The sequence below is a fragment of the Streptomyces europaeiscabiei genome (assembly GCF_036346855.1).
Taxonomy (GTDB): domain Bacteria; phylum Actinomycetota; class Actinomycetes; order Streptomycetales; family Streptomycetaceae; genus Streptomyces; species Streptomyces europaeiscabiei.
Map to the genome: position 1 here is coordinate 6,520,332 of NZ_CP107841.1, position 24,833 is coordinate 6,545,164.

Sequence of the window (24,833 nt, forward strand, 5' to 3'; positions counted from 1 at the left end):
CGTCTCCTTCCGTATTCCGCCTACCGAGTTAGCTGTCGGGTTCGGGCGCAAGCTTCGGAAGGTTTGCCCTACGACCCTTGCCGCATGCGGCGGTCGGGTCGATTCACCCCAGAGATCGGTGGGTCCCCGGCTCCGGCTGCCTCGGGAGGCGTACCGGACTCGGCGGAGGCTGTGCGGCCCGGCGACGTTCGCCGGTTGGGTCGTACGGCCCAAAGGAAAAAGCTAGCCAACTCGTGTGGCCCGTGTGAAGGTTGATGTGCGATATGCCCGATACGTTTTCGTGACCTTAGCCTCTTCGGCGCGACAGGCGGTACGCTCGATCGCTCACCGTCGCAAAGCCGTCGCGGTGGGTGGCGAATGCGGACTTTCCGGGGTGGCCTCTCGCTGTCAGTGGGGGCGCCTAGACTCGGAGAGCGATGAGCAGCCTCTTTGACGACAGCTTCCTGGCGGACCTCCAGGCCCCCCGCGGTCATGCGGAGGAACCCCCGCCGCCGCCCGAGGACGATCACGTACCGGAGCCGCTTCCGGACGATCTGTTCGGCGGGAAGTTCGACGTGCCTCCGGACCGGGACGCCTACTACCGCGACGGTGCCCCCCGCCCGGTGATCGACGCGGCGGCGCTCCTGGACGGGCTGAACGAGAACCAGCGCGCGGCCGTGGTCCACGCGGGCTCGCCCCTGCTCATCGTGGCCGGTGCCGGCTCCGGAAAGACCCGGGTGCTCACCCACCGCATCGCGCATCTGCTCGGCGAGCGGCAGGTCCACCCGGGCCAGATCCTCGCGATCACCTTCACCAACAAGGCCGCGGGCGAGATGAAGGAACGCGTCGAGCAGCTCGTGGGACCGCGCGCCAACGCTATGTGGGTCATGACCTTCCACAGCGCGTGTGTACGGATCCTGCGGCGCGAGTCGAAGAGGCTCGGCTTCACGTCCTCCTTCTCGATCTACGACGCCGCCGACAGCAAACGGCTGATGGCGCTCGTCTGCCGTGATCTGGACCTCGATCCGAAGCGCTTCCCGCCCAAGTCCTTCAGCGCCAAGATCTCGAACCTGAAGAACGAGCTGATCGACGAGGAGGACTTCGCCGCCCAGGCCGCCGACGGCTTCGAGAAGACCCTCGCCCAGGCCTACGCGCTCTACCAGTCCCGCCTCCGCGAGGCGAACGCGCTCGACTTCGACGACCTGATCATGACGACGGTCAATCTGCTGCGCGCCTTCCCGGACGTCGCCGAGCACTACCGCCGCCGCTTCCGCCACGTCCTCGTCGATGAGTACCAGGACACCAACCACGCGCAGTACTCCCTGGTCAGAGAGCTGGTCGGCACCTTTGAGCACCCCGTCGACGTACCGCCCAACGAGTGGGACGTACCCCCTGCCGAGCTCTGCGTCGTGGGTGACGCCGACCAGTCGATCTACGCCTTCCGCGGCGCGACCATCCGGAACATCCTCCAGTTCGAGGAGGACTACCCGGACGCGACGACGATCCTGCTGGAGCAGAACTACCGCTCCACCCAGACCATCCTGAGCGCGGCCAACGCGGTCATCGAGCGCAACGAGTCCCGCCGCCCCAAGAACCTGTGGACCAACGCGGGCGCGGGTGCGCAGATCACCGGCTATGTCGCCGACACCGAACACGACGAGGCCCAGTTCGTCGCCGACGAGATAGACCGACTGACGGACGCGGGCGACGCGAAGGCCGGAGACGTCGCCGTCTTCTACCGGACGAACGCCCAGTCCCGAGTCTTCGAAGAGATCTTCATCCGCGTCGGCCTGCCCTACAAGGTCGTCGGCGGCGTCCGCTTCTACGAGCGTAAGGAGGTCCGGGACGTCCTCGCGTACCTGCGCGTCCTCGCCAACCCGGAGGACTCGGTCCCGCTGCGCCGCATCCTCAACGTGCCCAAGCGAGGCATCGGTGACCGCGCCGAGGCGATGATCGACGCCCTCTCGCAGCGCGAGAAGATCAGCTTCCCGCAGGCGCTGAAGCGCGTCGACGAGGCGTACGGCATGGCGGCCCGGTCGACGAACGCGGTCAAGCGGTTCAACACGCTGATGGAGGACCTGCGGACCGTCGTCGAGTCCGGCGCCGGACCGGCGACCATCCTGGAGGCGGTCCTCGAACGCACCGGCTATCTGGCCGAGTTGCAGGCCTCGACCGACCCGCAGGACGAGACCCGCATCGAGAACCTCCAGGAACTCGCCGCCGTGGCACTGGAGTTCGAGCAGGAGGCCGGTGCCGCGGAAGGTGACGGCGAGGCGGCGGCTGCGACGCCCGTCGGGCTGCCCGCCTTCCTGGAGCGGGTGGCGCTGGTCGCCGACTCCGACCAGATCCCGGACGAGGAGGAGGACGGCTCGGGCGTCATCACGCTCATGACCCTCCACACCGCCAAGGGCCTGGAGTTCCCGGTCGTCTTCCTGACCGGCATGGAGGACGGCGTCTTCCCGCACATGCGCGCCCTCGGCCAGGCCAAGGAGTTGGAGGAGGAGCGTCGCCTCGCGTACGTCGGCATCACCCGCGCGCGCGAACGGCTGTACCTCACCCGCTCCTCGCTCCGCAGCGCCTGGGGCCAGCCCTCGTACAACCCGCCGTCCCGCTTCCTGGAGGAGATCCCGGCCACGCACCTGGAGTGGAAGCGCACAGGCGCCTCCGCACCGGTGTCCTCGGGGCCGGCCGCCGGGATCGCGTCCTCACTGTCCTCGTCCCGTTCCCGCTCCTCGGCCTCCGGCGCGTCCGGCTTCGCGACCCGCCGCAGCAACGAGAAGCCGGTGGTCTCGCTCTCCGTGGGCGACCGCGTCACCCATGACCAGTTCGGCCTCGGCACGGTCGTCGGCGTCAACGGCACGGGCGCGAACGCTGAGGCGACGATCGACTTCGGCGACACCAAGCCCAAGCGGCTTTTGCTGCGGTACGCGCCGGTGGAGAAGCTGTAGCGAGCTGTGCGCGGCGAGCGTTCCGGCCGCGGGACACGCATCGGGCCCCTGCTCGGCAGGGGCCCGGTCTTCGTTGTCCGTGTTCTTGACGGGGGCCGTCGCGGCGTCCGTTACGTCGGGTCCAGACCGTGGCTGCGCAGCCACGGCAGGGGGTCGATGGCAGAGCCGCCCGCCGGGTGGACCTCGAAGTGCAGGTGCGGGCCGGTCGAGTTGCCCGAGTTGCCGGAGTAGGCGATGGTGTCGCCGGCCTGGACGGTCGTACCGGAGGCGACCTTGTAGGTGGAGAGGTGGCAGTACCAGGTCTCGGTGCCATCCTTGGCGGTCACGATGACCATGTTGCCGTAGGCGGGGTTCCACTGCGTGCGCACGGTGCCGTCCGTCGCGGCCATCACCGCGGTGCCGTACGAGACCGGGAAGTCTATGCCGGTGTGCAGGGACATCCAGTTGACGCCGGACTGTCCGTAGTACGCGCTGAGTCCGTGCCTGGCGACCGGCAGTGCGAACTTCGGCCGCAGTCGCTCCTTGCGGGCCGCCTCGGCCGCCGCCTTCTTCTGCTCCAGCTCCTGCTGGGCTTTGAGGTCGATGCGCTCCTGCGTCCGGCTCGCCCGGTCGGCGAAGTCGTCCGCCTCGGCGGAGAGGCTCTCCAACTGGGTGTCTAGCTGGTTGTTCGCGGTGGACGGCTTCACCGCGGTGGCGTCCGACTTGATGGACGCCGTCGTCTCGGTGTCGTCCGACGTGGCGCCGACCGAGGCCGCCGCGATCCCCGCGACACCCATGACGCAGGCCGACGGAACGGCCACGGTCAACAGGGCGGAACGTTTGGCCGGAGCCTTCCGACGCGACCGCGAGGCCGTGCGGGTGGCCGCCCGACCGGGGCTCGTGCTCCCGGTGGCCACCGGGGTGACCTCCTCCTCGCCGTCGAGGAGCGCGGCGCGGTCCGCACCGTCGGTCTCGAACTCGCCGTCCGCGGGAAGGTGTTCGTCCTGGTCGTACGGGGCGATCTGCTCGAAGGTGGCCGTCGCCTGCTGGTGGAAGTCCGCGGCCTCGGCCGCCGAGAGGTCCACCACCACGGTCTGCGGATGCTCGTGGGCGTCGTACGACTCGTGGGTGCCGCCGCCGTGTTCGTACGACTCCGCGGCGGAGCCGCCGTGCTCGTCGCCGGCGGGGGTGCCGTCGCTGTTCCACTGCGTGGCGTCGAACGCGCCTGTGTCGAAGTGCTGGGTGCCGACCCACTGCTGGGTCTGGTCGGACTGCCCCGACTGGCCCGTCTCGTCGGCCTGTTCGGCCTGCAGCCAGCCGCTCGCGTCCCACTGGCCGCTCGCGTCGGGGCTCGTCGACTGCGTCGGGACCTGGGAGAGGTGTTCGTAGCCGGCCGACCAGGACGTCGTTTCGTAACTGCCCGTGTCGTACGCGGCTTGGTGCTGCGCGGCGTACGGGTCGTAGTTCAGCGTCTGGTGGCTGCCCGTCGACCACTGTGAGGCGTCGTAGGAGCCGGTGCCGGCGTCATTGCCCGGCAGGTCACCGAAGAGGGGATCGGCCGCGAAGGTGCCGGTGCCGGTGTGGGTGCCGGAGTCGAAACCGGTGGCGGGATAATCGCCGTACGTGGTGAAGTCACCATGGGTGGCTTCCTGGTGGCCGTACGACGCGTAGTGCGCCGGGTCGGCTTCGGAAGCCGGAGCCGGGGGTGTTGCGGTCCCCGACGGGTGACGATCGTTCACCAACTTCTCTTTCGCCTCGACGACAGGGGCTGGCAGAGCAGTGCGGTGACTGTACCCGGCGGTATGCGGGCGCGACAATCTTCAACGGGTTTCACGCGCGCAGGAAACGGGCATTCGAGCGTCTTTCGGCGGTCTGTGGGTACGACCTTGGCCTTGCGTTCGAAGGTTGTTCGATAGTGGGTGGCTGTGTGGGGGTTGTGGGACGCCCGCGCCGACGGGGGCGAGACGTTTCTCGGGGTGATGGCGTGCCGGAGGTGGGGCGCGTTGTTGCCGTCGGGAGGGGTGTCGCGAGTCCGGCGCGCGGCGGGGGCGCATGGGTGTGCGCCGCGTTTACCGCCTTATGTCCCTGTTTCGTAGTCCTGTGTCGAGCGTCACTGTGCTGTCGTAGGCGGTCTGGGGCTCACGCCACGGTCAGGCCGCCGGGGCGGGCGGTGGTGCGGGTGCCTGTCCGTGAGGTGTCGAGCGCCTGCCGTATTCCGGTGGCGACGGCGGGGTGCACGGGCAGGGCGAGGTGGCCGATGCCCGTGACCCGGATGTTCTGCGCCATCAGGTCCGGGTGGTCGACACAGGCGGTCTCCGGCGGAACCATCACGTGGTCGAGGTCGCTCCAGAACGCCACGAAGTGCGTACGGCAGCCCGGTGCCGGCTCCCGCAGTTCCTCCAGCACCTTCGAACCCGGCCGCATCTGGCGGACGATCGGGTGCGCGTCCGCCAGCGGCACGGCCCGGGTGCCGCCGTGCGGGGTGCCGAGCGTGACGAGCGTACGGACGCGGTGGTCCCCGCCGAGCCGCTGCACGTAGTACCGCGCTATCAGTCCGCCGAGGCTGTGGCAGACGACATCCACCTGCTCCTGACCCGTGCGCTCGCAGATGTCCTCGATGTGGTTGCCGAGCAGTTCGGCGGCGGCGCGGATGTCGCAGGTGAGGGGCGAGTAGTTGAGCGACTCGATGTGCCGGCCGCCGTGCTGCGCCAGGGAGCGGCGCAGCAGGACGAAGACCGAGCGGTTGTCGATGAATCCGTGCAGCAGGACGACGGGGGGCTTCTCCTCGGTGGGAAGCCGGGGGGTGTCGGCCGGGGGGAGCGTGGGGCTGATCCGGCGTTCCTGCGTCATCCCGGACGGATAGAGCAGCATGTGTCCGGCAAGGATCGCCAACTCCAGGGCGGTCGCCTTGAGAAGGGCCACCGAAAGGCCTGCCAGATGGGTGGGCAGGAGCCGCTCGCAGAGCGGAAGAAGGGGCGCGACCGCCCTGGTGACCTTCATGCCCGACCTCCCGTCGGCAGACGGGTGGACGCCTCTGTCCCCCGTGTGCCCTAGTGGAGAGCCGCGGATGCGGACGGCGGGTGCGATGCGACGTGACGCGGTGCGTGTGGCCTGCGTGACGTGCGATGCGTGTACGACGCGTGAGGCGCCGATCGCGCGATGGGGGGTTCGGCGCTCCTGACCCCCCGCTGCCCCTGCCCTCTGCCGGTGCCGATTCGTCCGGTCGCCGTGATCTCCCGCGGCGGTGGGGCGGTGCGGCGTCCTTCCGGCGACTCTCCTTTGCGCATGCTTCCCCGTGGCCCGCACGCGCGGGGGCCTGTGGCAGGCGGCCCGGAAACGGTCCGGATGCCGCGATCACCTCCGTGATCACCTCTGTCCCCGCGACGCGTGAGCCGCGGAATCCGGGAGCGGTGCGCGGCGAACGTGTCCCATCATGTGATTTCCCCCTCGCCCTCCATCGCGAAACTGCCGGTTACGGGATGCTGGAGATAACGTTCGTTCACTTTCCCGGCGCGCGGTGTGGGTAGGTGTTCCATGGACCTGAAGCCGTGATGTGCGCGGTTTGCGCGATTCACGCGACATGTGCGGCTCTGTTCTGTTACGGGTTGGTGTAGTCGTTTCATGGAGGCAGTGATGGGTGTGGCAGCCGGTCCGATCCGCGTGGTGGTGGCCAAGCCGGGACTCGACGGCCACGATCGCGGGGCCAAGGTGATCGCGAGGGCGCTGCGCGACGCCGGTATGGAGGTCATCTACACCGGCCTCCACCAGACTCCCGAGCAGATCGTCGACACCGCGATCCAGGAGGACGCCGACGCGATCGGCCTCTCCATCCTCTCCGGCGCCCACAACACACTCTTCGCCGCCGTCATCGAACTCCTCAAGGAGCGCGATGCCGAGGACATCCTCGTCTTCGGCGGCGGCATCATCCCCGAGGCGGACATCGCGCCGCTCAAGGACAAGGGAGTCGCCGCGATCTTCACACCGGGCGCGACGACGGCGTCGATCGTGGAGTGGGTGCGGGCGAACGCCCGACAGTCTGCGGGGGCGTAGGGCCTTTGGGGCGTTCGGGTGCGGGTCAGGTGGGGCTTCTCGCGCAGTTCCCCGCGCCCCTGAAAAGCAGGGGCTGCGGCCGTGCTTTTCGGCCGGCAGTCCTGTCGCCTTCCAAGCCCGAAGGCCCATCGTCCTCCCTCCAGATCCGCAGTCCCTCGCCTTTCAGGCCCGCAAGAGCCGGGGCTCTTGGGGGCCCGGGGAACTGCGCGAGCAACCACGACGATCCCGCGCTCGCCCGCGAACCCGAACCCCCGAGCTATGAGGCGCCCGGCGGCGCCAGCTCGGCCCACATCGTCGCCCGCAACCGCAGCGTCGTCGCGAGCCGCTGGAACGCCTCGGCCCAGTACCCACCGGCCCCCGGCGCCGAGTCCTCCGCGTCCTCCGGCGTCGCCGTGAGCGGCTGGAGCCGCACCGCCTCCGCGGGGTCCAGGCACCGCTCGGCCAGCCCCATCACCCCGCTGAAACTCCAGGGATAACTCCCCGCGTCCCGAGCGATGTCGAGCGCGTCCACCACGGCCCGCCCCAGCGGCGGAGCCCACGGCACCGCACACACTCCGAGCAGCTGAAACGCCTCCGACAGCCCGTGCGTGGCGATGAACCCCGCCACCCACTCGGCCCGCTCCCCGTGCTCCAACGTGGCCAGCAGCTTCGCCCGCTCGGCCAGCGACACGGCCCCCGGCCCGCCGGCCTCCGGCATGGAGGGCGTCCCCAGCAACGCCCGCGACCACCCGGCGTCCCGCTGCCGCACCGCCGCCCGGCACCACGCGCCGTGCAGCTCACCCTGCCAGTCGTCCGCGACCGGCAGCGCCACGATCTCCTCCGGCGTACGCCCCCCGAACCGCCGCGACCACGCACCGAGCGGCGCCGCCTCCACCAACTGGCCCAGCCACCAGGAACGTTCACCCCGACCGGCCGGGGCCTTGGGCACCACCCCGTCACGCTCCATGCCGGGGTCGCACTCGTGCGGGGCCTCGACCACGAGCGTGGGCGTGCCGGCAGCCGCCGACGTGCTGCCCGTGCGGTCGACGGCCACACACGCGGTCGCCCGCTTCGCCATCCTCCCCGCAAGCATCGATCCGGGCAGGGCGGACAGCAACTCCGCCGCCGTGGCCCGCACATTGCGGCTGCGGTCGGCCAACGCAGCCTCCAGGAACGGCTCGTCCGCAGCCTCCAGACCCGCGCGGAGCGTGTCGAGGAACATGAGCCGGTCCTCGGCCCGCTCCGTCGACCACGTGGCCGACAGCAACTCGCGCGCCGGGGCGGCATCCCGGGCCCGTATCGACGTGAGCAGTGCGACGCGCTCCGCGAACAGGCCCTCCCGCCAGAGCCGCTGGACCCGCTCGGACTCGTCCGGGCCGGGCAGGGCCGCGCCACCGCCGGGCGCGGCACGCAGCGCGAAACGCCAGTCCGTGTTCAGCCGGGCCAGCCACAGCGCCCGCGCGCCCGCGAAGGCCAGGACGGCCGGACGCAGGTCGGTACGGCCGCGCGCCGCGTCCAGCAGCGCGGGCAGGGCCTGAGGAGGTGGCGCGTAACCGTGTGCGTTGGCCAACGCCAGCCACTGGGGCAGTAGTTCCATCAGATCGGGTGCCGTGCCCCGGCGCCCGCCACCGCTGCCGGGCCGGTCGGCCAGCAGCGTCGTCAGTCTCCGCGTCGCGGCGGGCGGCAGCGGTGGACGCCGATCCGGTGCCACCGGCTCCGGCCGCGCCGCCGCCCGCACCGGCCGTATGCCCGCCCGGCGCCGCACGGTCTCCACGGCCGCCGCGTCCAGCAACGCCACGGGCGCCTCCCGGCCCGGCACCGCCACAGTCGGCGCACGACGATCCGTCCCGAGCAACGCGGTCGTGACCAGCTCCTCCCAGGTGAGCCCCGCCGTGGTCGCCCTAGCGGATGAAGTGCCTGACGTACTGGTCATAGCGCCTGACGTACTGGTCATAGGGCCTGACGTACTGGTCATGCGGGGTTCCTTCCGTACCGGGACGGTCGCAGGCGACGAACCGCTGCTCCCGTCGCCGCCTCCCTGGCCGCCGTCTCTCCTCACCACAGCGTCACCGCCTGCCCGGGCGGCCACTGCGCACCTTGCGGCTCCTCCGCCCACGCCGTCAGCGGTGTGAAGCCCTGGTGTCCGCACTCGCCGAAGACCGTGACGGGTGTGCCGCCGGAGAGGGCCATGAGGCGCCACAGGCCGGGGCGGGAGCGGGCGGAGGGGGCGAGGGGAAGAGCGAGGTCGCTGTCGGCGTCGGCCAGTTGCCAGGAGTCGCCGTCCGGGGCGGGGATGACGCGGGTGAGGGTGACCGGGACGGAGTCCAGCCAGGGATCGTCCCGCAGGGCCGCGCCGTAGCGGGCCGCCGCTTCGGACGGAGTGATCCCCGGCGGTCGTACGGCGGTGGGCCCGGGCGCGGTGAACCGCTCGCCCAGGGCCGCTCGAAGCTGTCCCGCGCCCGGGTAGGCCGACACCTCGGCCTCGAAGGCCAGCCCGACCGGCAGCGACAGCTCGGGTGCCCGGCCGGCGGCTCCGTAGGAGAGGAGCAGCGCCGTACGGCCCGACTCGGTGCCGTGCAACCAGATGCGGCGGGTCGTGAGAGTGGAGTCGGACCTGTCGTACTGGGCGAGGGTGAGCCAGCTGTCGCGGACCGGTGGGCCGTCCGGGGAGCAGGGCAGGCCGATCCGGGAGCGGACCGTGGCCGCGAGGCCGTCCGGGAGACGATCGCGGCGCAGCCAGCCCTGGTCGAGAAGATGGAGAAGCGCGCACTCCTCCAGGAGGTGGACCGGCCAGCCGGGGCCCGAGCCCGGTATCGCCCCCAGTTCCCGCACCCGCGCCGCCAGTCCGGGGGCCTGGGCGTCGACCATGCGGGCCGCCGTCTCCTCCCACAGTCCGTACCCCGCCTGTTCCGCGGCGGCCAGGCCGCCGCGGAACAGGTCGGTCAGGCGCTGTTCGAGCTCCGCCGCGCCCGCGGTGATCCGCTCGGCACGCCGCTCCGCCCGGCGACGCGCGGCCTCGGGGTCAGCGGACGTGGCCCCAGATGCCCCGTCCGTCCTCGTCGTCCTCTCCGCTGCGCGCGTGCGGCGGCCTGACAGCCACTGCTGCGCCCAGTCCGGCACCTGCCCTGCCGGCACCACTGCGTCGTCGCCCGCCCAGAGCAGGAGCAGCCCCAGCGCATGCTTGCACGGGAACTTCCTGCTCGGACAACTGCACTTGTACGCGGGCCCGGTGGAGTCCGCCACGTCGATGATCGTCTGATACGGCTTGCTGCCACTTCCTTTGCACAGTCCCCACACCGTCCCCTCGTCCGAACTGCCAGCACCCGACCACGGCCCGGCCGCGGCGAGTTTGCTTCCGGCTTTGCGCGACGCTGCGTCAGGTGCCAATGCCAGCACCTGCTCAGCCGTCCAGCGCACCCCCTGCTGAGTCATGTTCTGAAGGTAGATCCCACCACTGACAATTGGCTTGCGCGATCTAATTTCCGCAGGTCAGACTGGATTGTCAGTGGTGTGGTGCAGTGTGGTCCCCAGATCCGAACCGGCCGAGCTGGAGGGGGACTCAGCCATGCCTGTGTCTGCTGGAACGACCACTGTCGACCCGAGCCGCAACCAGTCCGCGCCCGCGAACACGCGTACGGGCGGTGAGGTGCTGCGGGCACACGCCGAGCACGCCTTCGCCGATGAACTGGCCTCGCTGGCCGCCCAGGACGACCGGCCCAGGCCGGCCCGCTGGAAGCTCTCGCCGTGGGCCGTCGCCACGTATCTGCTCGGCGGGACGCTCCCGGACGGCACGGTGATCACACCGAAGTACGTCGGGCCGCGCCGCATCGTCGAAGTCGCCGTCACCACCCTCGCCACCGACCGCGCCCTGCTCCTGCTCGGCGTGCCCGGCACCGCCAAGACCTGGGTGTCCGAGCACCTGGCGGCTGCTGTCAGCGGCGACTCCACGCTGCTCGTGCAGGGCACGGCGGGCACCCCGGAGGAGGCGATCCGCTACGGCTGGAACTACGCGCAGCTGCTCGCCCACGGCCCGAGCCGCGACGCCCTCGTGCCCAGCCCCGTCATGCGGGCCATGGCGGAGGGCATGACGGCCCGCGTCGAGGAGCTGACCCGCATCCCGGCCGACGTCCAGGACACGCTGATCACGATCCTGTCCGAGAAGACGCTGCCGATACCGGAGTTGGGGCAGGAGACACAGGCCGTCCGGGGCTTCAACCTCATCGCCACGGCCAACGACCGCGATCGCGGGGTAAACGACCTGTCGAGCGCCCTGCGCCGCCGTTTCAACACCGTGGTGCTGCCGCTGCCGGAGAGCGCCGACGCCGAGGTCGACATCGTCTCGCGCCGCGTCGACCAGATCGGCCGCTCCCTCGACCTGCCGGCCGTGCCCGACGGCGTCGACGAGATCCGCCGCGTCGTCACGGTCTTCCGTGAGCTGCGCGACGGCGTCACGACGGACGGCCGTACGAAGCTGAAGTCGCCCAGCGGCACGCTGTCCACCGCGGAGGCGATCTCCGTCGTCACGGGCGGGCTCGCCCTCGCCGCCCACTTCGGCGACGGCGTCCTGCGCGCCTCAGACGTCGCCGCCGGAATCCTCGGCGCCGTCGTCCGCGACCCGGCCGCCGACCGCGTCGTCTGGCAGGAGTACCTGGAGGCGGTCGTCCGCGAGCGCGACGGCTGGACCGACTTCTACCGCGCCTGCCGCGAGGTGAGCGCGTGACGGGGCGAGAGGAGGGAGCGGCGGACACCGGCGACGGCGCCCTGGCCGACGGAGCGGGCCGGGCGGCCGGGGGTGAGGCGCGGGGCGGGGCGGAGGTGGCGCGTGGGGTGAGGACGCCACCTGAGACGCGGGGCGGACCGGGGGTGCGTGACGGGGTGGACGCGGATGCCGAGGGCGAAGTGCGGCGTGAGGTGAGGGCGTCCGCCGCGTCCGCCGGAGGAGAGACGTACGGCGGGACGGATGCGGTCGGTGGTGCGGGGGCGTACGCCGCGGCGGAGGCGGCCCGTGGGGTGCGGGTGGCCGGTGGTGGGCCGTTGCTGCTCGGGGTGCGGCATCACGGGCCGGGGTCGGCGCGGGCCGTGCGGGCGGCGCTGGACGCGGCCCGGCCCCGGGTCGTGCTGATCGAGGGGCCACCGGAGGCGGACGCGCTCGTCCCGCTCGCCGCCGACGAGGACATGCGGCCCCCGGTCGCCCTCCTCGCCCACGCCGTCGACGAGCCCGGCCGCTCGTCCTTCTGGCCCTTCGCCGAGTTCTCCCCGGAGTGGGTGGCCATCCGATGGGCCCTGGCCCACGGAGTTCCGGCCCGCTTCATCGACCTGCCGGCCGGCCACACGCTGGCCTGGGGGAGGGGGGAGGCTGCCGCCGCCGAGCCGGGCGGTCCGACCTCGCGGCCGGACGAGCCGACCGAGGAGACGGCACCGGGCGAGGGGACGGCACCAGGAGCGGACGAGGTTCCGGCCGGGGGCGGTGCGGACGAGGCTCTCCGGGGTGATCCGCTCGCCGCGCTCGCCGAAGCCGCCGGGTATGACGATGCCGAGCGGTGGTGGGAGGACGTGGTCGAGCACCGAGGGACGGGCGGGGACGTGTTCGCCCCGTTCGCCGTGCTGGAGGAGGCCATGGGGGCGCTGCGGGAGGTGTACGGGACCGGGGGGCGCGACCGGGATCCGGTGCGCGAGGCATACATGCGGTTGCAGGTGCGGGCCGCGCAGAAGGAGTTCGGGGACGACCGCGTGGCCGTCGTGTGCGGGGCCTGGCACGTTCCCGCACTGCGGGAGAGGCGGACGGTGGCCGCCGACCGGTCCTTGCTGAAGGGGCTGCCCAAGGTCAGGACCGACATGACCTGGGTGCCGTGGACGAACCGGAGACTGGCCAGGGGCAGCGGCTACGGGGCGGGCATCGACTCCCCGGGCTGGTACGGACATCTGTTCGGCGTGCCCGACCGTCCCGTGGAGCGCTGGCTGACCAAGGTGGCGGGGATGCTGCGCGAGGAGGACCGGATCGTCTCCGCCGCACACGTCATCGAGGCGGTACGGCTCGCCGACACGCTCGCCGCGATGCGCGGGCGCCCTCTGCCGGGGCTCACCGAGACCACCGACGCGGTACGCGCGGTGATGTGCGACGGATCGGACGTACCGCTGTCCCTGGTGCAGGACCGGCTGGTGGTCGGTGATGTCCTGGGAGAGGTGCCCGAGTCGGCGCCGGCGGTGCCGTTGCAGCGGGACCTCACACGGCTCCAGCGGCGGTTGCGGCTCAAGCCGGAGGCATTGGAGCGGGAGTTGGAGCTCGACCTGCGGAAGGAGAACGACGCGGAGCGCAGCCGCCTGCTGCACCGGCTGCGGCTGCTCCGCGTCGAGTGGGGCGAGCCGGCGACCTCACGCGGCAGCACGGGCACGTTCCGGGAGACCTGGCGGCTGCGCTGGGAGCCGGAGCTGTCGGTGCGGGTCGCCGAGGCCGGGGTCTGGGGGACGACCGTGCTCTCCGCGGCGACCGCCAAGGCCGTGACGGACGCCGTCACGGCCGGGTCGCTCGCCGACATCACCGGCCTCGCCGAGCGCTGCCTCCTCGCCGAACTCCCCGACGCCCTGCCGGTGGTGATGCGCGTGCTCGCCGACCGTGCCGCCCTCGACACCGACGTCGGCCACCTCGCCCAGGCGCTCCCGGCCCTGGTCCGCTCCCTCCGCTACGGCGACGTCCGCGCCACCGACACCCGAGCACTGGCCGAGGTCGCCGCCGGACTCGCCGAACGGGTCTTCGTCGGGCTGCCGCCCGCTTGCGCCGCGCTCGACGCGGAGGCGGCACAGGAGATGCGCCGCCATGTCGACGCCGTGCACGGGGCGGTGGGCCTGCTCGGCGACGCCCTCGCGGGGGAGCACACGGCGCGGGACGGCGGCGGAATACGGGGCCGTTGGCACTCGGTGCTCCACGTCCTCTCCGGGCGGGACACCGTGCCGGGTGTGATCCGGGGGCGAGCCGTACGACTCCTGCTGGACGACGGGGAGCTGGCGCAGGACGAGGCGGCGCGGCTCATGGGGCTCGTGCTGTCGCCGGGGACGGCGCCGGCGGACGCGGCGGCGTGGATCGAGGGCTTCGTCGGCGGAGGCTCCGGCGGCGGGATGCTGCTCGTGCACGACGAACGGCTCCTCGGCCTGGTGGATGCCTGGCTCACCGGGGTGTCCGGGGACGCGTTCACGGACGTCCTGCCGTTGCTGCGGCGGACGTTCTCGGCGTACGAGCCGGGGGTGCGCCGGACCCTCGGCGAACAGGTGCGGCGCGGGCCGGGCCAACGGGGGAGCACGGCGGTCGGAGGAGTCGGCATACCCGGCTTCGCCGACGACCTCGACAGCGACCGCGCGGACGCGGTGCTGCCGGTGGTGCGGCTGCTGCTGGGCCTGGACGGCGACGGCCGGACGACTGCCGACGACAACGACCTTGTGGGGGTGGCGGGATGACGACCGACGGACTGCGCGAGCCGAGGCGGGCCGCCGAGGCGATGGGTACGAGGGACGTGCACGATCACGGAAACGGGCCGCGGTCGGGCGAGCGCCCGACGACCGTGGCGGTCATGCCTCTCTGGGCCCGGCCTCGTGCGGGGGTGCGCGGATGACGACAGGGGCAGATGCGGACGCGGACGGGGACGCGGCGGACGAGCGGTTGCGGCGCTGGCGGCTCGTGCTCGGCGGGGACTCGGCGGACGGTACCGGGTGTGCGCTCGGCGGGCGGGACGCGGCGATGGACCAGGCGCTGACCGCGTTGTACGGGAAGGGGGACAAGTCGCGCGCGGGGCAGGACCGATCGGCGGGGCTGGGGGCGTCGGCGCCGTCCGTGGCGCGGTGGCTGGGGGACATCCGGACGTACTTCCCCTCTTCCGTGGTCCAGGTCATGCAGCGGGACGCCATCGACCGGCTCGGGCTGTCCGCGCTGCTGTTGGAGCCGGAGATGCTGGAGGCGGTGGAGGCGGACGTCCACCTCGTCGGCACCCTCCTCTCCCTCAACAAGGCCATGCCAGAGACGACGAAGGAGACCGCGCGGGCCGTCGTACGGAAGGTCGTCGAGGATCTGGAGAAGCGGCTCGCGACCCGCACCCGGGCCACCCTCACCGGCGCCCTCGACCGCAGCGCCCGCGTCAACCGGCCGCGCCACCACGACATCGACTGGAACCGCACGATCGCGGCCAACCTCAAGAACTACCTGCCGGAGTACCGGACGGTCGTGCCCGAGCGGCTCGTCGGGTACGGGCGGGCCTCGCAGTCGGTGAAGAAGGAGGTCGTCCTCTGCATCGACCAGTCGGGGTCGATGGCGGCGTCCGTCGTCTACGCGTCCGTGTTCGGGGCGGTGCTGGCGTCCATGAGGTCCATCAGCACCAGGCTCGTCGTCTTCGACACGGCGGTCGTCGACCTCACGGACCAGCTCGACGACCCGGTCGACGTCCTCTTCGGCACCCAGCTCGGCGGCGGCACGGACATCAACAGGGCCCTCGCGTACTGCCAGTCGCAGATCACCCGGCCCGCGGACACCGTGGTCGTGCTGATCAGCGACCTCTACGAGGGCGGGATACGTGACGAGATGATGAAGCGGGTGGCGGCGATGAAGGCGTCGGGGGTGCAGTTCGTGACGCTGCTCGCGCTCTCCGACGAAGGGACGCCGGCGTACGACCGCGAGCACGCGGCGGCCCTCGCGGGGCTCGGCGCACCGGCGTTCGCCTGCACGCCCGACCTCTTCCCGGAGGTGATGGCGGCGGCGATCGAGAAGCGGCCGTTGCCGATACCGGACAGTGCGTGAACGGGTGGGCGGCTCGACGTGCCGGGGTGTGCGGCTCAGGCGGCTCGGGGGCGGGACACAGGTGGCCGTGACCGTGGCGGCAGTCGGTAACCGGACAAGGGAGGTGGAAAAGAGGACATGACCATGCGTCGGTGACAGGGTGCTTGCGCGACGGCGGGAGTCCCGTGCGAGGATCGGCAACGCTTCACAGCCTTCACACGGGTGTTCGTATCTCGCGCATCTTCGCCTCGTACTCCGCCGTTCCGTCGCACGGGAGGGTCCTCCCCGTCTTGACTTCGACAGCCACCCTTCCCGGTGCCGGTGCCGCCCTGCGCGTGGTGCGCGGGACCGCCGGGCGCTGCCTGGTGCGGGTGGCGCTGTTGGTGGGCGGACTGTTCGTGCTGGGCGTTCTCTGCGGGGCGCGGGCGAGCGCGACGGAGGGGGCGCCGACTCCACCGCCCCTCCCGGCTGCCGTCACCGCTGCCGTCACCGAAGTCACCGGAACGGCCGGTTACGCGCGGCCGCCGACCGACGAACCTGCCGTCGCGCGGCACATGGTCCAGCGGCACACGGTCCGGCCGGTCACAGAACGGGTCGTACGGCCGGTCACTGACCGCATTGCCCGACCGGTGGCCGAGGACGTCGTGCAGTCGGTGGCCGACCCGGTGTCGCGGCCGGTGACCGACGGTGCAGTGCAGCCGGGCGTCGGGCTTGTCGTGCGGCCGGGCGTCGAAGACGTCGTGCGGCCGGTCACCGACCCGGTGTCGCTGTCACGGCCGGTGGCCGAGGACCTCGTACAGCCTGTGGCCGATTCGGTGTCGCGGCCTGTCGTCGAGCATGTCGTGGTGCCGATGGGTGATCTCGTGGAGTCGGTCACCGAGGGGTTGGCCGAGGTGCAGTCGCAGCTTCCGCTGGTGACCGGGGTGCCGTCGCTGCCCGGGATGCCGGGGCTTCCGGAGTTGCCGGAACTGCCCGCGTGGACCACGTTGCCCGTGGAGTCGCTGCCCGTCTTTGTGACGCCGCAGGAGCCGGGGCGGGCGGGGGCCGAAAGGCCGCGCTCGGCCGTGGACGGTGACAGCGGGAGTGGCGGTGAGCGGGTTTCCGTTCCGGCCTCCGGCGCGTACGGGCCGGAGGCCGCCTTCGGCGGTGCGGTGGCCGTATCGGCTCTTCACCGGGACGCCGGTGCCGGGGACGCGTCCGTCGTTCGGGTGACCGCGCAGCACAGCCCCGACGGTCTTCCGACGAGTGCCCTCGGCCGGCACTCCACCGTCGACAACGGCGGGCCTCGCCACGCCGAGCCGCAGGCTGCCGCCTCTTTCGACCGGGCGCCGCTGAGCCTCGTGCCCGGCGCCCCTGAGTCCGACGCCGTGAACGGGACCCGGGACCGGCACCAGGACATCCCGGAGTTCCCCGGCTAGGGCCGGCCGGCCTTCCTCCCTCGCCGCACCTGCAGTGCGGGGGCGGACCAGGTTTGTCCGCCGCCCCGCTGCCCCTCCTCTCCCGGAGGCCCGGCTTCCGGAAGTCCGGACACCAGCCACTCGGAGCCGCCGGAAGCAGAACCTCGTCGGAACGGCGAACGGCGGCGCGGTACGGACTCCCGGACAACCCACAGAAGCGGGGTCACCGGTCCTGGCTCCCGCCATCCGGTTCCCCCGCCCCCGCCCGGCACCCCACGACTCGCCTTCCCGAAGGAACCGCACCCATGAAGAAGGACATCCACCACTCCCTCGTGAAGGTCACGCCGGCGAAGGCCGCGCTCGTGATGACCGGCGCCGGCGCCCGGCCGTTTCCCACGCGTCCTCTGAGCCCGAACCCGTAGGGGTGGTCACGGACAACCGACCCACCGGCCGAAACCCGGACGACCGAAAGCCATCGGCACGGTCCGGACGGGAGCCGGGGGCGGTGACGGGTGGTCTCCCTTTGGGGAGGGGATCACCCGTCAGCGGCCCTTCGCAGCCGGCGAAGGGCCTCGTAGGGACCTCACCGGACGTACCCCCGTCCGGTGAGGTCCCGCACACGCGGCACGCGGTGCCAGTGAGTGCGGCATCATGTGACAGGTATCACCGCTCAGGTGTGACCCGCGATTTAGGGGCCTCCCTGAAGCAGCGATAACCTGCGAGACGGACATGCCGCGCGCTCGGACACCGTGTGCGCCTCCCTTGTGACTCACGGCGGACGTCACGTTGCCCTTCGCGGCACGCCCACGCATCCAACGAACCGCTAGCTCACTGATAGGGACGGACGCGCGTGGACCTGTTCGAGTACCAGGCGAGGGACCTCTTCGCCAAGCACGATGTACCGGTGCTGGCCGGTGAAGTCATCGACACGCCTGAGGCGGCTCGCGCAGCCACTGAGCGTCTCGGTGGCAAGTCCGTGGTCAAGGCCCAGGTGAAGGTCGGCGGCCGTGGCAAGGCCGGTGGCGTGAAGCTCGCCGCCACCCCGGACGAGGCCGTCGCGCGTGCGACGGACATCCTCGGCATGGACATCAAGGGCCACACGGTCCACAAGGTGATGATCGCCGAGACCGCGCCCGAGATCGTCGAGGAGTACTACGTCTCGTACCTCCTCGACCGCACCAACCGCACCTTCCTCTCCATCGCCTCCGTCGAGGGCGGCATGGAGATCGAGGAGGTGGCGGCCACCCGCCCCGAGGCCGTCGCCAAGACGCCGATCGACGCCAACGAGGGTGTGACCCCCGAGAAGGCCCGCGAGATCGTCGAGGCCGCGAACTTCCCGGCCGAGGTCGCCGACAAGATCGTCAACGTCCTGGTGACGCTGTGGAAGACCTTCATCGAGGAGGACGCCCTCCTCGTCGAGGTCAACCCGCTGGCGAAGGTCGCCTCCGGCGAGGTCATCGCCCTCGACGGCAAGGTCTCCCTGGACGAGAACGCGGACTTCCGCCACCCCGACCACGAGGAGCTCGTCGACCACGCGGCCGCGAACCCCCTTGAGGCCGCGGCCAAGGAGAAGAACCTCAACTACGTCAAGCTCGACGGTGAGGTCGGCATCATCGGCAACGGCGCGGGTCTCGTCATGAGCACCCTGGACGTCGTCGCGTACGCCGGTGAGAACCACGGCGGCGTCAAGCCCGCCAACTTCCTCGACATCGGCGGTGGCGCCTCCGCCGCCGTCATGGCGAACGGCCTGGAGATCATCCTCGGCGACCCGGACGTCAAGTCCGTGTTCGTCAACGTCTTCGGTGGCATCACCGCCTGTGACGAGGTCGCCAACGGCATCGTGCAGGCGCTGCAGCTGCTCGCGGACAAGGGCGAGGAAGTCACCAAGCCCCTCGTTGTCCGCCTCGACGGCAACAACGCCGAGCTGGGTCGCAAGATCCTCTCCGACGCCAACCACCCGCTGGTGCAGCGCGTGGACACCATGGACGGCGCGGCCGACAAGGCCGCCGAGCTCGCGGCCGCGAAGTAAGGGACGAGGGAAAACAGCCATGGCTATCTTCCTCAACAAGGAATCCAAGGTCATCGTCCAGGGCATGACCGGTGCCACGGGCATGAAGCACACCAAGCTCATGCTGGCCGACGGCACGAACATCGTCGGTGGCGTGAACCCCCGCAAGGCGGGCACGACCGTCGACGTCGACGGCACCGAGATCCCGGTCTTCGGCACCGTTGCCGAGGCGATCGAGAAGACGGGCGCCAACGTGTCCGTCCTCTTCGTGCCGCCGGCCTTCGCCAAGTCCGCCGTCGTCGAGGCCATCGACGCCGAGATCCCCCTCGCGGTCGTCATCACCGAGGGCATCGCGGTCCACGACTCGGCCGCGTTCTACGCGTACGCCGTGTCCAAGGGCAACAAGACCCGGATCATCGGCCCGAACTGCCCGGGTCTGATCACCCCGGGTCAGTCGAACGCGGGCATCATCCCCGGTGACATCACCAAGCCGGGCCGTATCGGTCTCGTCTCGAAGTCCGGCACGCTGACGTACCAGATGATGTACGAGCTCCGTGACATCGGCTTCTCGTCGGCCGTCGGCATCGGTGGCGACCCGGTCATCGGTACGACGCACATCGACGCGCTCGCCGCGTTCGAGGCCGACCCCGACACCGACCTCATCGTGATGATCGGTGAGATCGGTGGCGACGCGGAGGAGCGGGCCGCCGACTTCATCAAGGCGAACGTGAAGAAGCCGGTCGTCGGTTACGTCGCCGGCTTCACCGCGCCCGAGGGCAAGACGATGGGCCACGCCGGTGCCATCGTCTCCGGGTCCTCCGGTACGGCCGCCGCGAAGAAGGAGGCCCTTGAGGCCGCCGGCGTCAAGGTGGGCAAGACGCCCACCGAGACGGCGAAGCTCGCGCGCGAGATCCTCGGCGGCTGATCTTCAGCTCGGCTGAGCCTTTTGCGGGCCCGTCCCCCCTTGTCCGGGGGTACGGGCCCGCTGGCGTTTCCGATCCGAGGCGCGGCTCGGCCTGCGCGGACCCCCGGCGGGCGGCCTCCGGGCGGGTGCCGCTCACCGGTGGTGCAGGGCGCCGCCCGCGCCCACCCGTCCTGCCCCGGCGGCCCGACCGCCCGCAGTCGGGGCGCGGCGGATGTGAGGCTCAGTGGGCCTCCGGGTGCAGGCGTTCCGGGCCGGCGGCCGTTTCTGCTCTCAGCTTGGCGCGGAGTTTCTGCTGGGGTTGGGAGAGGGGGCCGGGGGCCGCTCTCGGGGGGATGCCGTGGATCGGCGCGCCTGGGGGAACCGGGCGTTCGTAGTGGTCGGGGGCGGTGTGGAGGGTGAGGGCGGTGGTGGTGAGCAGGAGGGTGGTGAAGGCGATGGCGGCGTGGATCCAGCGGCGGGCGCGCAGGTCGGCTCGCTCGCGGAGGGCGAGTGGTTCGGTGGGGCCCGGGCGGATGTCCGAAGGGAGCGCGGCCAGGAGACGGCTGAGGTCGTCGGCCGAGACCGGCTTCGGGAGGCGCTCCGTGACGGTCGCGCGGGCGTGGAGCAGCCGGCCGGCCGCGGCGGGTGTGCTGGACTCCGTCTCGGCGGCCGTGTCGGGCAGGTCGAGGCCGACGCCGTCGTAGAGGACCAGAGTGCGGCGGTACGGGGGCGGCAGTTCGAGCAGCGCGGTCAGCAGGGCGCGGCCGGTGGGGTCGGCCGGCGGCGGTTCGTGGTGCCGGCGGGGGACGGGGCGCAGCCGGTGCCAGGGGGAGAGGGCGTACTCGTGGGCCGCCGCCCGCACCCAGCCCGCCGGGTCGCGGTCGACGGCTACCTCCGGCCAGCGGTGCCAGGCGAGCTGGAAGGCGCGCTCCACCGCCTCGCGTGCGAGGTGGCGCCGCCCGGTGAGCAGATAGGTCTGCTGTACGAGGGAGGGGGCACAGTACGCGTAGAGCGCGTCGAAGGCCTGGCCGGGTGTCAGGGGTGGTGGGGTCGTATCCGGATCGTCGGCGGTGTCGTCGCCCTCGCCGAGCGGCTGTTGGTACCACTCGGCCCCGCTCCGGACGGGCAGCTCGCCGGACGTCTTGGCTCCGGCCTCACCTTCGCCCCCTGCCCTGGCTCCGGCCTCACCTTCGCCCCCTGCCCTGGCTCCGGCCCCGCCTTCGCCCCCTGCCCTGGCCTCGGCCCCGTCTCCTGCCCCGGTCCCAGGCCCGGTCACCGGATCGCCTCCCGCAGCAGCGACCCCCGTTGGACCAACCCTCGTACGAAAAAGCACATAAGCACATATTGGGCGACACGTGCATGAATCCTTCGTTACGCCGGTAAAGCGCGTGTCGTTGGGAGCATGGCCGACGTGACACACGAGACCGACCCGAACGACCCGACCGCGGGGCCGGGCCACCACCCCGACGACCACGGCCGGTCGGCATCCCCCACGGCACCCGGGGCGTCCATGAGGCCCCTGGCGTCCATGCCCTCCCTGTACTCGGCGCCGCTGTCGCCGCGGTCGCCGCTGCTCGGGCGGGTGCGGCGGAGGTCTCCCAAGCTCGTCGCCGGCGTACTGGGCGGGGCCCTGGCGGCGGGGCTCGGACTCGGGGCGTTCGTCGCCCTCGTGACGGTGCTGTGGATCAGTTCGCCGTACCCGGACAGCGGGCCCGACGGGGCGCTGCACGTGGCGGCGGCGCTGTGGCTGCTCTCCCACGGCGTGGAACTCGTCCGCACCGACACGCTCTCCGGCGACCCCGCCCCGGTCGGCCTCGTCCCTCTCTTCCTGCTCGCCCTGCCGGTGGTCCTCCTGCACCGGTCGGCCCGCGACCATGCGGGCGACGGTTCCGGGACGAGCGCCCGTACGACGTGGGCCGGGCTCGTCATCGGATACGCGACCGTCGGCGCGGCGGTCACGTTGTACGCCTCGGGCGGGGTGCTGCGGCCGTCGTGGTTGTGGGCCGCGCTGTGCGTACCGCTGCTGGCGGCGCTCGCGGCGGGCACGGGGGTGTGGGCGGCGCGCGGCTGCCCCCGGCTGCCCCTGCCCGCGCTCCTCGGCGGCACCCCGACGACGGAGGGCCGACGGCACGTCGCGGCCGCCGCCGGACGGGCCGCTGGGGCGGGTGTGCTCGTGCTGGCCGGCGGCGGCGCTCTGCTGGTGGCCGTGTCCCTCGTCTGGCACGGGGGCGCGGCCCGCGACTCCTTCCTCCAGCTCACCGAAGGGCTGTCCGGGCGCTTCGCCGTACTGCTGCTCTGCCTCGCCCTCGTCCCGAACGCGGCGCTGTGGGCGGCGGCCTACGCCCTCGGCCCCGGCTTCGTGCTGGGCGCCGGACACACCACAGCCCCGCTGGCCGCAGCCGCTCCGGTCGCCCTCCTGCCCCCGTTCCCCCTGCTCGCGGCCGTCCCGGCGGGCGGGGGGACGCCGGTGTACTGGGCGGTGGGCGCGGTGCCCCTCGCCGCGGGGGTGACGGTCGGCTGGTTCACCGCGGCGCGGGCCGCCGCCGACCGGACGGAGCCGTGGTCAGCGTGGCGCACGGCCACCGCGACCTTCCTCGCGGCCCTCATGTCCGCCGCCGCCTTCGCCCTCCTCGCGCTCCTCGCCGGCGGGCGCCTGGGCGTCGCCGCCCTGACCGCTTTCGGCCCGGTGTGGTGGCAGGCGGGCGGCGCGGTCGGGGCCTGGGTGGGTGTGGTGGGGATGCCGGTGGCGTTGACGGCGCGGTCGTGGCGGATGCGGGCCCGGACACGGAAGAAGAAGACGTCGGCGGTGCCGGTGGCCCGGGGAGCCGGACAGGGGCAGAGGCCAGGGGCGCCTGTGGTCGCGGGGGCCGGTCGGTGGCGGAAGCGGCGGCCGGTGGCGGCCAGGGTGTCCCGGAGTGGGGCGAGGGCGACCGGGAGCGGGGCGATTCCCGAGGCTGTGCGGGCGGCAGACGCCGAGGCTGTCCGGGGCGGCTCCGATGGCCGGGACGCGACGACGGGCGGCGCGTCGGGCGAGCCCCGAACCGGGGCCCGGCGCACCGAGCGGTCGACGGAGCCGACCTACCCGCCGCAGCCGCAGCCCCTTCCGAAACGCTCCCGCCGGTTCCCCGCGTGGCTCTCCACAGCGAAGCCGCGTCCGGTCGAGCCGCCGGTCCCGGCCGGCTCCGCATCCGCCGCCGAGGCCAGAGCCGACGCCGGTCCCGGTCCTCGTCCCGGCCCGGGCTTCGGCGGCAACGCCGACCTCGGCTCCGGCTACGGCATCAGCCCCACCGACGCCCTCGCGCCGTACGACGCCCTCGACCCGTACGCCTACGAGTCCACCACCCCCGTACCCGAGCCCGTCTGGGACCCGGACTCCCGCGCGGCCCGCTGGGCGGCGCTGCGCGAGGCGTCGTCAACCCGCCGGGACGAGCACGGACGCACCCCTCACTCCGGCTCCGGCTCCATCCCGGGCCACGCCCCCGCCCCCGTCACCGATCCCACTTCCGGGGAGGCCGTCTGACGTGGTGAAGGCGCGCTGCCGGGACCACCGGCAGACGCGCCTTCACCTTTCGCTCTGCCTCGGCGCCCCTACTGCGCGCCCAGCACCTCCCGCAGCGGCCCCTCCGGCAGGAGCTCCTTGCAGGACTTCGCGGAGGTGGTGGTCAGGGAGTCGTTGACGCAGGTGTAGTAGTCCCGGTACACGAACTGGGCCGTGAAGGTGACGGCCACGATGGTGAGGGCGATCGTGGAGGTCACCAGGCCGCTGATGGCCGCCGTCTTCTGGGGACGGCCGCTCGGCTCGGGGGTCGCCGGCCGGTCCGGGTCCGGGGTGCCGGGCTTGGCGCGCAGGGCGCTGACGGCCCAGTACACGGCCAGGGAGCCGAGCAGCAGGGCGACGTACGGCCAGGCGAAGAGGGCGAAGAAGAAGGCCCACATGCCGCAGAGCAACGAGTACCGCGCGCGACGCTGGGAGGGGTCCGTCGGGTCCCAGCGCAGCCCGCTGCCCGGACCGCCCTCGGAGCCCTGGCCGGGACCGCCCGGCCCACCCGGCCCACCCGGTCCGCCCTGGCCGCCCGGACGCTCACCGAAGGGTCCGCCGGACGAGCGGCCGGGCTGCCGGTCGCTCCACTGACTGCCCCAGGGGGAATGACCGCCACCGCGCCCCGTTCCGTCGTCGGAACCCTGGCCGTCGGGCCGGCGCGGCTGCCACGGCCGGTCGGGCGTGCCCTCGGGCGGCGGCGCGAACGGATTGTCGTCCGAAGAGCCCGTGCCCTGGCCCCGACCGGGCTGCCCGGACTGCTCGGGGGTGTCCTCGCTCTCGCGCGGAGGCGTGGGCGAGGAACTCCGCTCGCGCAGCAGGAGCGAAGGAAGGCGGAGGCTGCGGTCCGGCATCAGGAGTGCGTCTTCCCCTTGGTGAATACGGCGGTGAACAGGGTGGTGATTACGGCGGTGAACTCGGAGGTGTGCTCAGTGGTGAACTCGAAGGCGTGCCTGGCGGCGGTGGAGTCCGTCGGTGAACTCGGCGGTGAGTTCGGTCGTGATCCCGGTCGTGATCTCTGTCGTTCCAGTAGTGATCCCGGCGGTGAAATCTACCGGCAGCGCATGAGCTGTCACTCCGTGAACGCCCCGCACACCGACCGCGTTCCCGAGCCCGCTCCTCGCAGACGCTACCTTCCGGCCACGCCCCCGTCCCACGGGGGCCGTCCGGTGTGCCGGTATCGTTGCTGACGGTCGGCCGCTTCGTAGACTTCCCCGTATCGGGGGACGTGAAGCATTCGTATGAATGCACAAGTACACATTCGGCGGACCGAACGTTCCCCGTAGAACCCGT

At 72.2% G+C, this 24,833-nt stretch carries 15 protein-coding genes and 1 riboswitch; of the genes, 9 read left to right on the forward strand and 6 right to left on the reverse strand.

The annotated features are described in order from the left end of the window. Positions 1 to 2: 2 nt before the first annotated feature. Positions 3 to 175, reverse strand: a riboswitch (cyclic di-AMP (ydaO/yuaA leader). A 241-nt stretch (positions 176 to 416) separates the two neighbouring features. After that, entirely contained in the window at positions 417 to 2,927 is a 2,511-nt protein-coding gene (gene pcrA / locus OG858_RS28625; RefSeq protein WP_086748588.1) for a DNA helicase PcrA, read from the forward strand. A gap of 110 nt (positions 2,928 to 3,037) precedes the next feature. On the opposite strand, the gene OG858_RS28630 is transcribed toward pcrA, so the two are convergent. Next, positions 3,038 to 4,645, reverse strand: a complete 1,608-nt coding sequence (locus OG858_RS28630) for a M23 family metallopeptidase (protein ID WP_086748589.1) — start codon at positions 4,643 to 4,645, stop codon at positions 3,038 to 3,040. A gap of 400 nt (positions 4,646 to 5,045) precedes the next feature. Beyond that, a complete protein-coding gene (locus tag OG858_RS28635; RefSeq protein WP_319068089.1) occupies positions 5,046 to 5,906 on the reverse strand; it encodes a lipase family alpha/beta hydrolase in 861 nt (286 codons plus the stop codon). 633 nt (positions 5,907 to 6,539) lie between these two features. Here OG858_RS28635 and OG858_RS28640 point away from each other — a divergent pair. After that, positions 6,540 to 6,956 carry a cobalamin B12-binding domain-containing protein gene (locus tag OG858_RS28640; RefSeq protein WP_086754193.1) on the forward strand — a complete coding sequence of 139 codons (417 nt, stop codon included), beginning with the start codon at positions 6,540 to 6,542 and terminating at the stop codon, positions 6,954 to 6,956. Between the two features lie 256 nt (positions 6,957 to 7,212). Here OG858_RS28640 and OG858_RS28645 read toward each other — a convergent pair whose 3' ends face one another. Together OG858_RS28645 and OG858_RS28650 are read right to left on the reverse strand one after the other, a co-directional pair. Beyond that, positions 7,213 to 8,868, reverse strand: coding sequence for a DUF5691 domain-containing protein (locus OG858_RS28645; protein ID WP_327724766.1), 1,656 nt, complete (start codon positions 8,866 to 8,868; stop codon positions 7,213 to 7,215). Positions 8,869 to 8,990: 122 nt separating this feature from the next. Next, positions 8,991 to 10,367 (reverse strand): SWIM zinc finger family protein, encoded by a 1,377-nt coding sequence (locus tag OG858_RS28650; protein WP_319068091.1) that lies wholly within the window; start codon positions 10,365 to 10,367, stop codon positions 8,991 to 8,993. A gap of 133 nt (positions 10,368 to 10,500) precedes the next feature. Between OG858_RS28650 and OG858_RS28655 the strand changes: the two genes are divergently transcribed. The 6 genes from OG858_RS28655 (at position 10,501) to sucD (ending at position 20,023) form a co-directional block, all read left to right on the forward strand. Next, the gene (locus tag OG858_RS28655) at positions 10,501 to 11,655 is read left to right on the forward strand and encodes an ATP-binding protein (RefSeq protein WP_319265968.1); all 1,155 of its coding nucleotides are present in this window, start codon (positions 10,501 to 10,503) and stop codon (positions 11,653 to 11,655) included. Between the two features lie 314 nt (positions 11,656 to 11,969). Then, positions 11,970 to 14,384 carry a DUF5682 family protein gene (locus OG858_RS28660; RefSeq protein ID WP_328545299.1) on the forward strand — a complete coding sequence of 805 codons (2,415 nt, stop codon included), beginning with the start codon at positions 11,970 to 11,972 and terminating at the stop codon, positions 14,382 to 14,384. Positions 14,385 to 14,535: 151 nt separating this feature from the next. Continuing rightward, entirely contained in the window at positions 14,536 to 15,714 is a 1,179-nt protein-coding gene (locus OG858_RS28665) for a VWA domain-containing protein (RefSeq protein WP_328544285.1), read from the forward strand. Between the two features lie 269 nt (positions 15,715 to 15,983). Continuing rightward, positions 15,984 to 17,111, forward strand: a complete 1,128-nt coding sequence (locus OG858_RS28670; protein WP_328544284.1) for a hypothetical protein — start codon at positions 15,984 to 15,986, stop codon at positions 17,109 to 17,111. A gap of 829 nt (positions 17,112 to 17,940) precedes the next feature. Next, positions 17,941 to 19,119, forward strand: coding sequence for an ADP-forming succinate--CoA ligase subunit beta (sucC, locus tag OG858_RS28675; protein ID WP_086747897.1), 1,179 nt, complete (start codon positions 17,941 to 17,943; stop codon positions 19,117 to 19,119). Positions 19,120 to 19,138: 19 nt separating this feature from the next. Further along, positions 19,139 to 20,023, forward strand: a complete 885-nt coding sequence (gene sucD / locus OG858_RS28680; RefSeq protein ID WP_037694325.1) for a succinate--CoA ligase subunit alpha — start codon at positions 19,139 to 19,141, stop codon at positions 20,021 to 20,023. Positions 20,024 to 20,243: 220 nt separating this feature from the next. On the opposite strand, the gene OG858_RS28685 is transcribed toward sucD, so the two are convergent. Continuing rightward, positions 20,244 to 21,131: a SigE family RNA polymerase sigma factor gene (locus OG858_RS28685; RefSeq protein ID WP_406201880.1), complete on the reverse strand. Its 888-nt coding sequence runs from the start codon at positions 21,129 to 21,131 to the stop codon at positions 20,244 to 20,246. Positions 21,132 to 21,404: 273 nt separating this feature from the next. On the opposite strand from OG858_RS28685, the gene OG858_RS28690 reads away from it, so the two are divergent. Further along, positions 21,405 to 23,522, forward strand: coding sequence for a cell division protein PerM (locus OG858_RS28690; protein WP_328544283.1), 2,118 nt, complete (start codon positions 21,405 to 21,407; stop codon positions 23,520 to 23,522). 68 nt (positions 23,523 to 23,590) lie between these two features. On the opposite strand, the gene OG858_RS28695 is transcribed toward OG858_RS28690, so the two are convergent. Next, positions 23,591 to 24,394 carry a hypothetical protein gene (locus OG858_RS28695; RefSeq protein WP_319068100.1) on the reverse strand — a complete coding sequence of 268 codons (804 nt, stop codon included), beginning with the start codon at positions 24,392 to 24,394 and terminating at the stop codon, positions 23,591 to 23,593. Between the last annotated feature and the right edge of the window lie 439 nt (positions 24,395 to 24,833).

Excerpts from the sequence above, each read along its gene's own strand:
- pcrA (WP_086748588.1), top strand. The coding sequence starts at position 417 with ATGAGCAGCCTCTTTGACGACAGCTTCCTGGCGGACCTCCAGGCCCCC.
- OG858_RS28635 (WP_319068089.1), bottom strand. The coding sequence starts at position 5,906 with ATGAAGGTCACCAGGGCGGTCGCGCCCCTTCTTCCGCTCTGCGAGCGG.
- OG858_RS28640 (WP_086754193.1), top strand. The coding sequence starts at position 6,540 with ATGGGTGTGGCAGCCGGTCCGATCCGCGTGGTGGTGGCCAAGCCGGGA.
- OG858_RS28645 (WP_327724766.1), bottom strand. The coding sequence starts at position 8,868 with ATGACCAGTACGTCAGGCACTTCATCCGCTAGGGCGACCACGGCGGGG.
- OG858_RS28650 (WP_319068091.1), bottom strand. The coding sequence starts at position 10,367 with ATGACTCAGCAGGGGGTGCGCTGGACGGCTGAGCAGGTGCTGGCATTG.
- OG858_RS28655 (WP_319265968.1), top strand. The coding sequence starts at position 10,501 with ATGCCTGTGTCTGCTGGAACGACCACTGTCGACCCGAGCCGCAACCAG.
- OG858_RS28665 (WP_328544285.1), top strand. The coding sequence starts at position 14,536 with ATGACGACAGGGGCAGATGCGGACGCGGACGGGGACGCGGCGGACGAG.
- sucD (WP_037694325.1), top strand. The coding sequence starts at position 19,139 with ATGGCTATCTTCCTCAACAAGGAATCCAAGGTCATCGTCCAGGGCATG.
- OG858_RS28690 (WP_328544283.1), top strand. The coding sequence starts at position 21,405 with ATGGCCGACGTGACACACGAGACCGACCCGAACGACCCGACCGCGGGG.
- OG858_RS28695 (WP_319068100.1), bottom strand. The coding sequence starts at position 24,394 with ATGCCGGACCGCAGCCTCCGCCTTCCTTCGCTCCTGCTGCGCGAGCGG.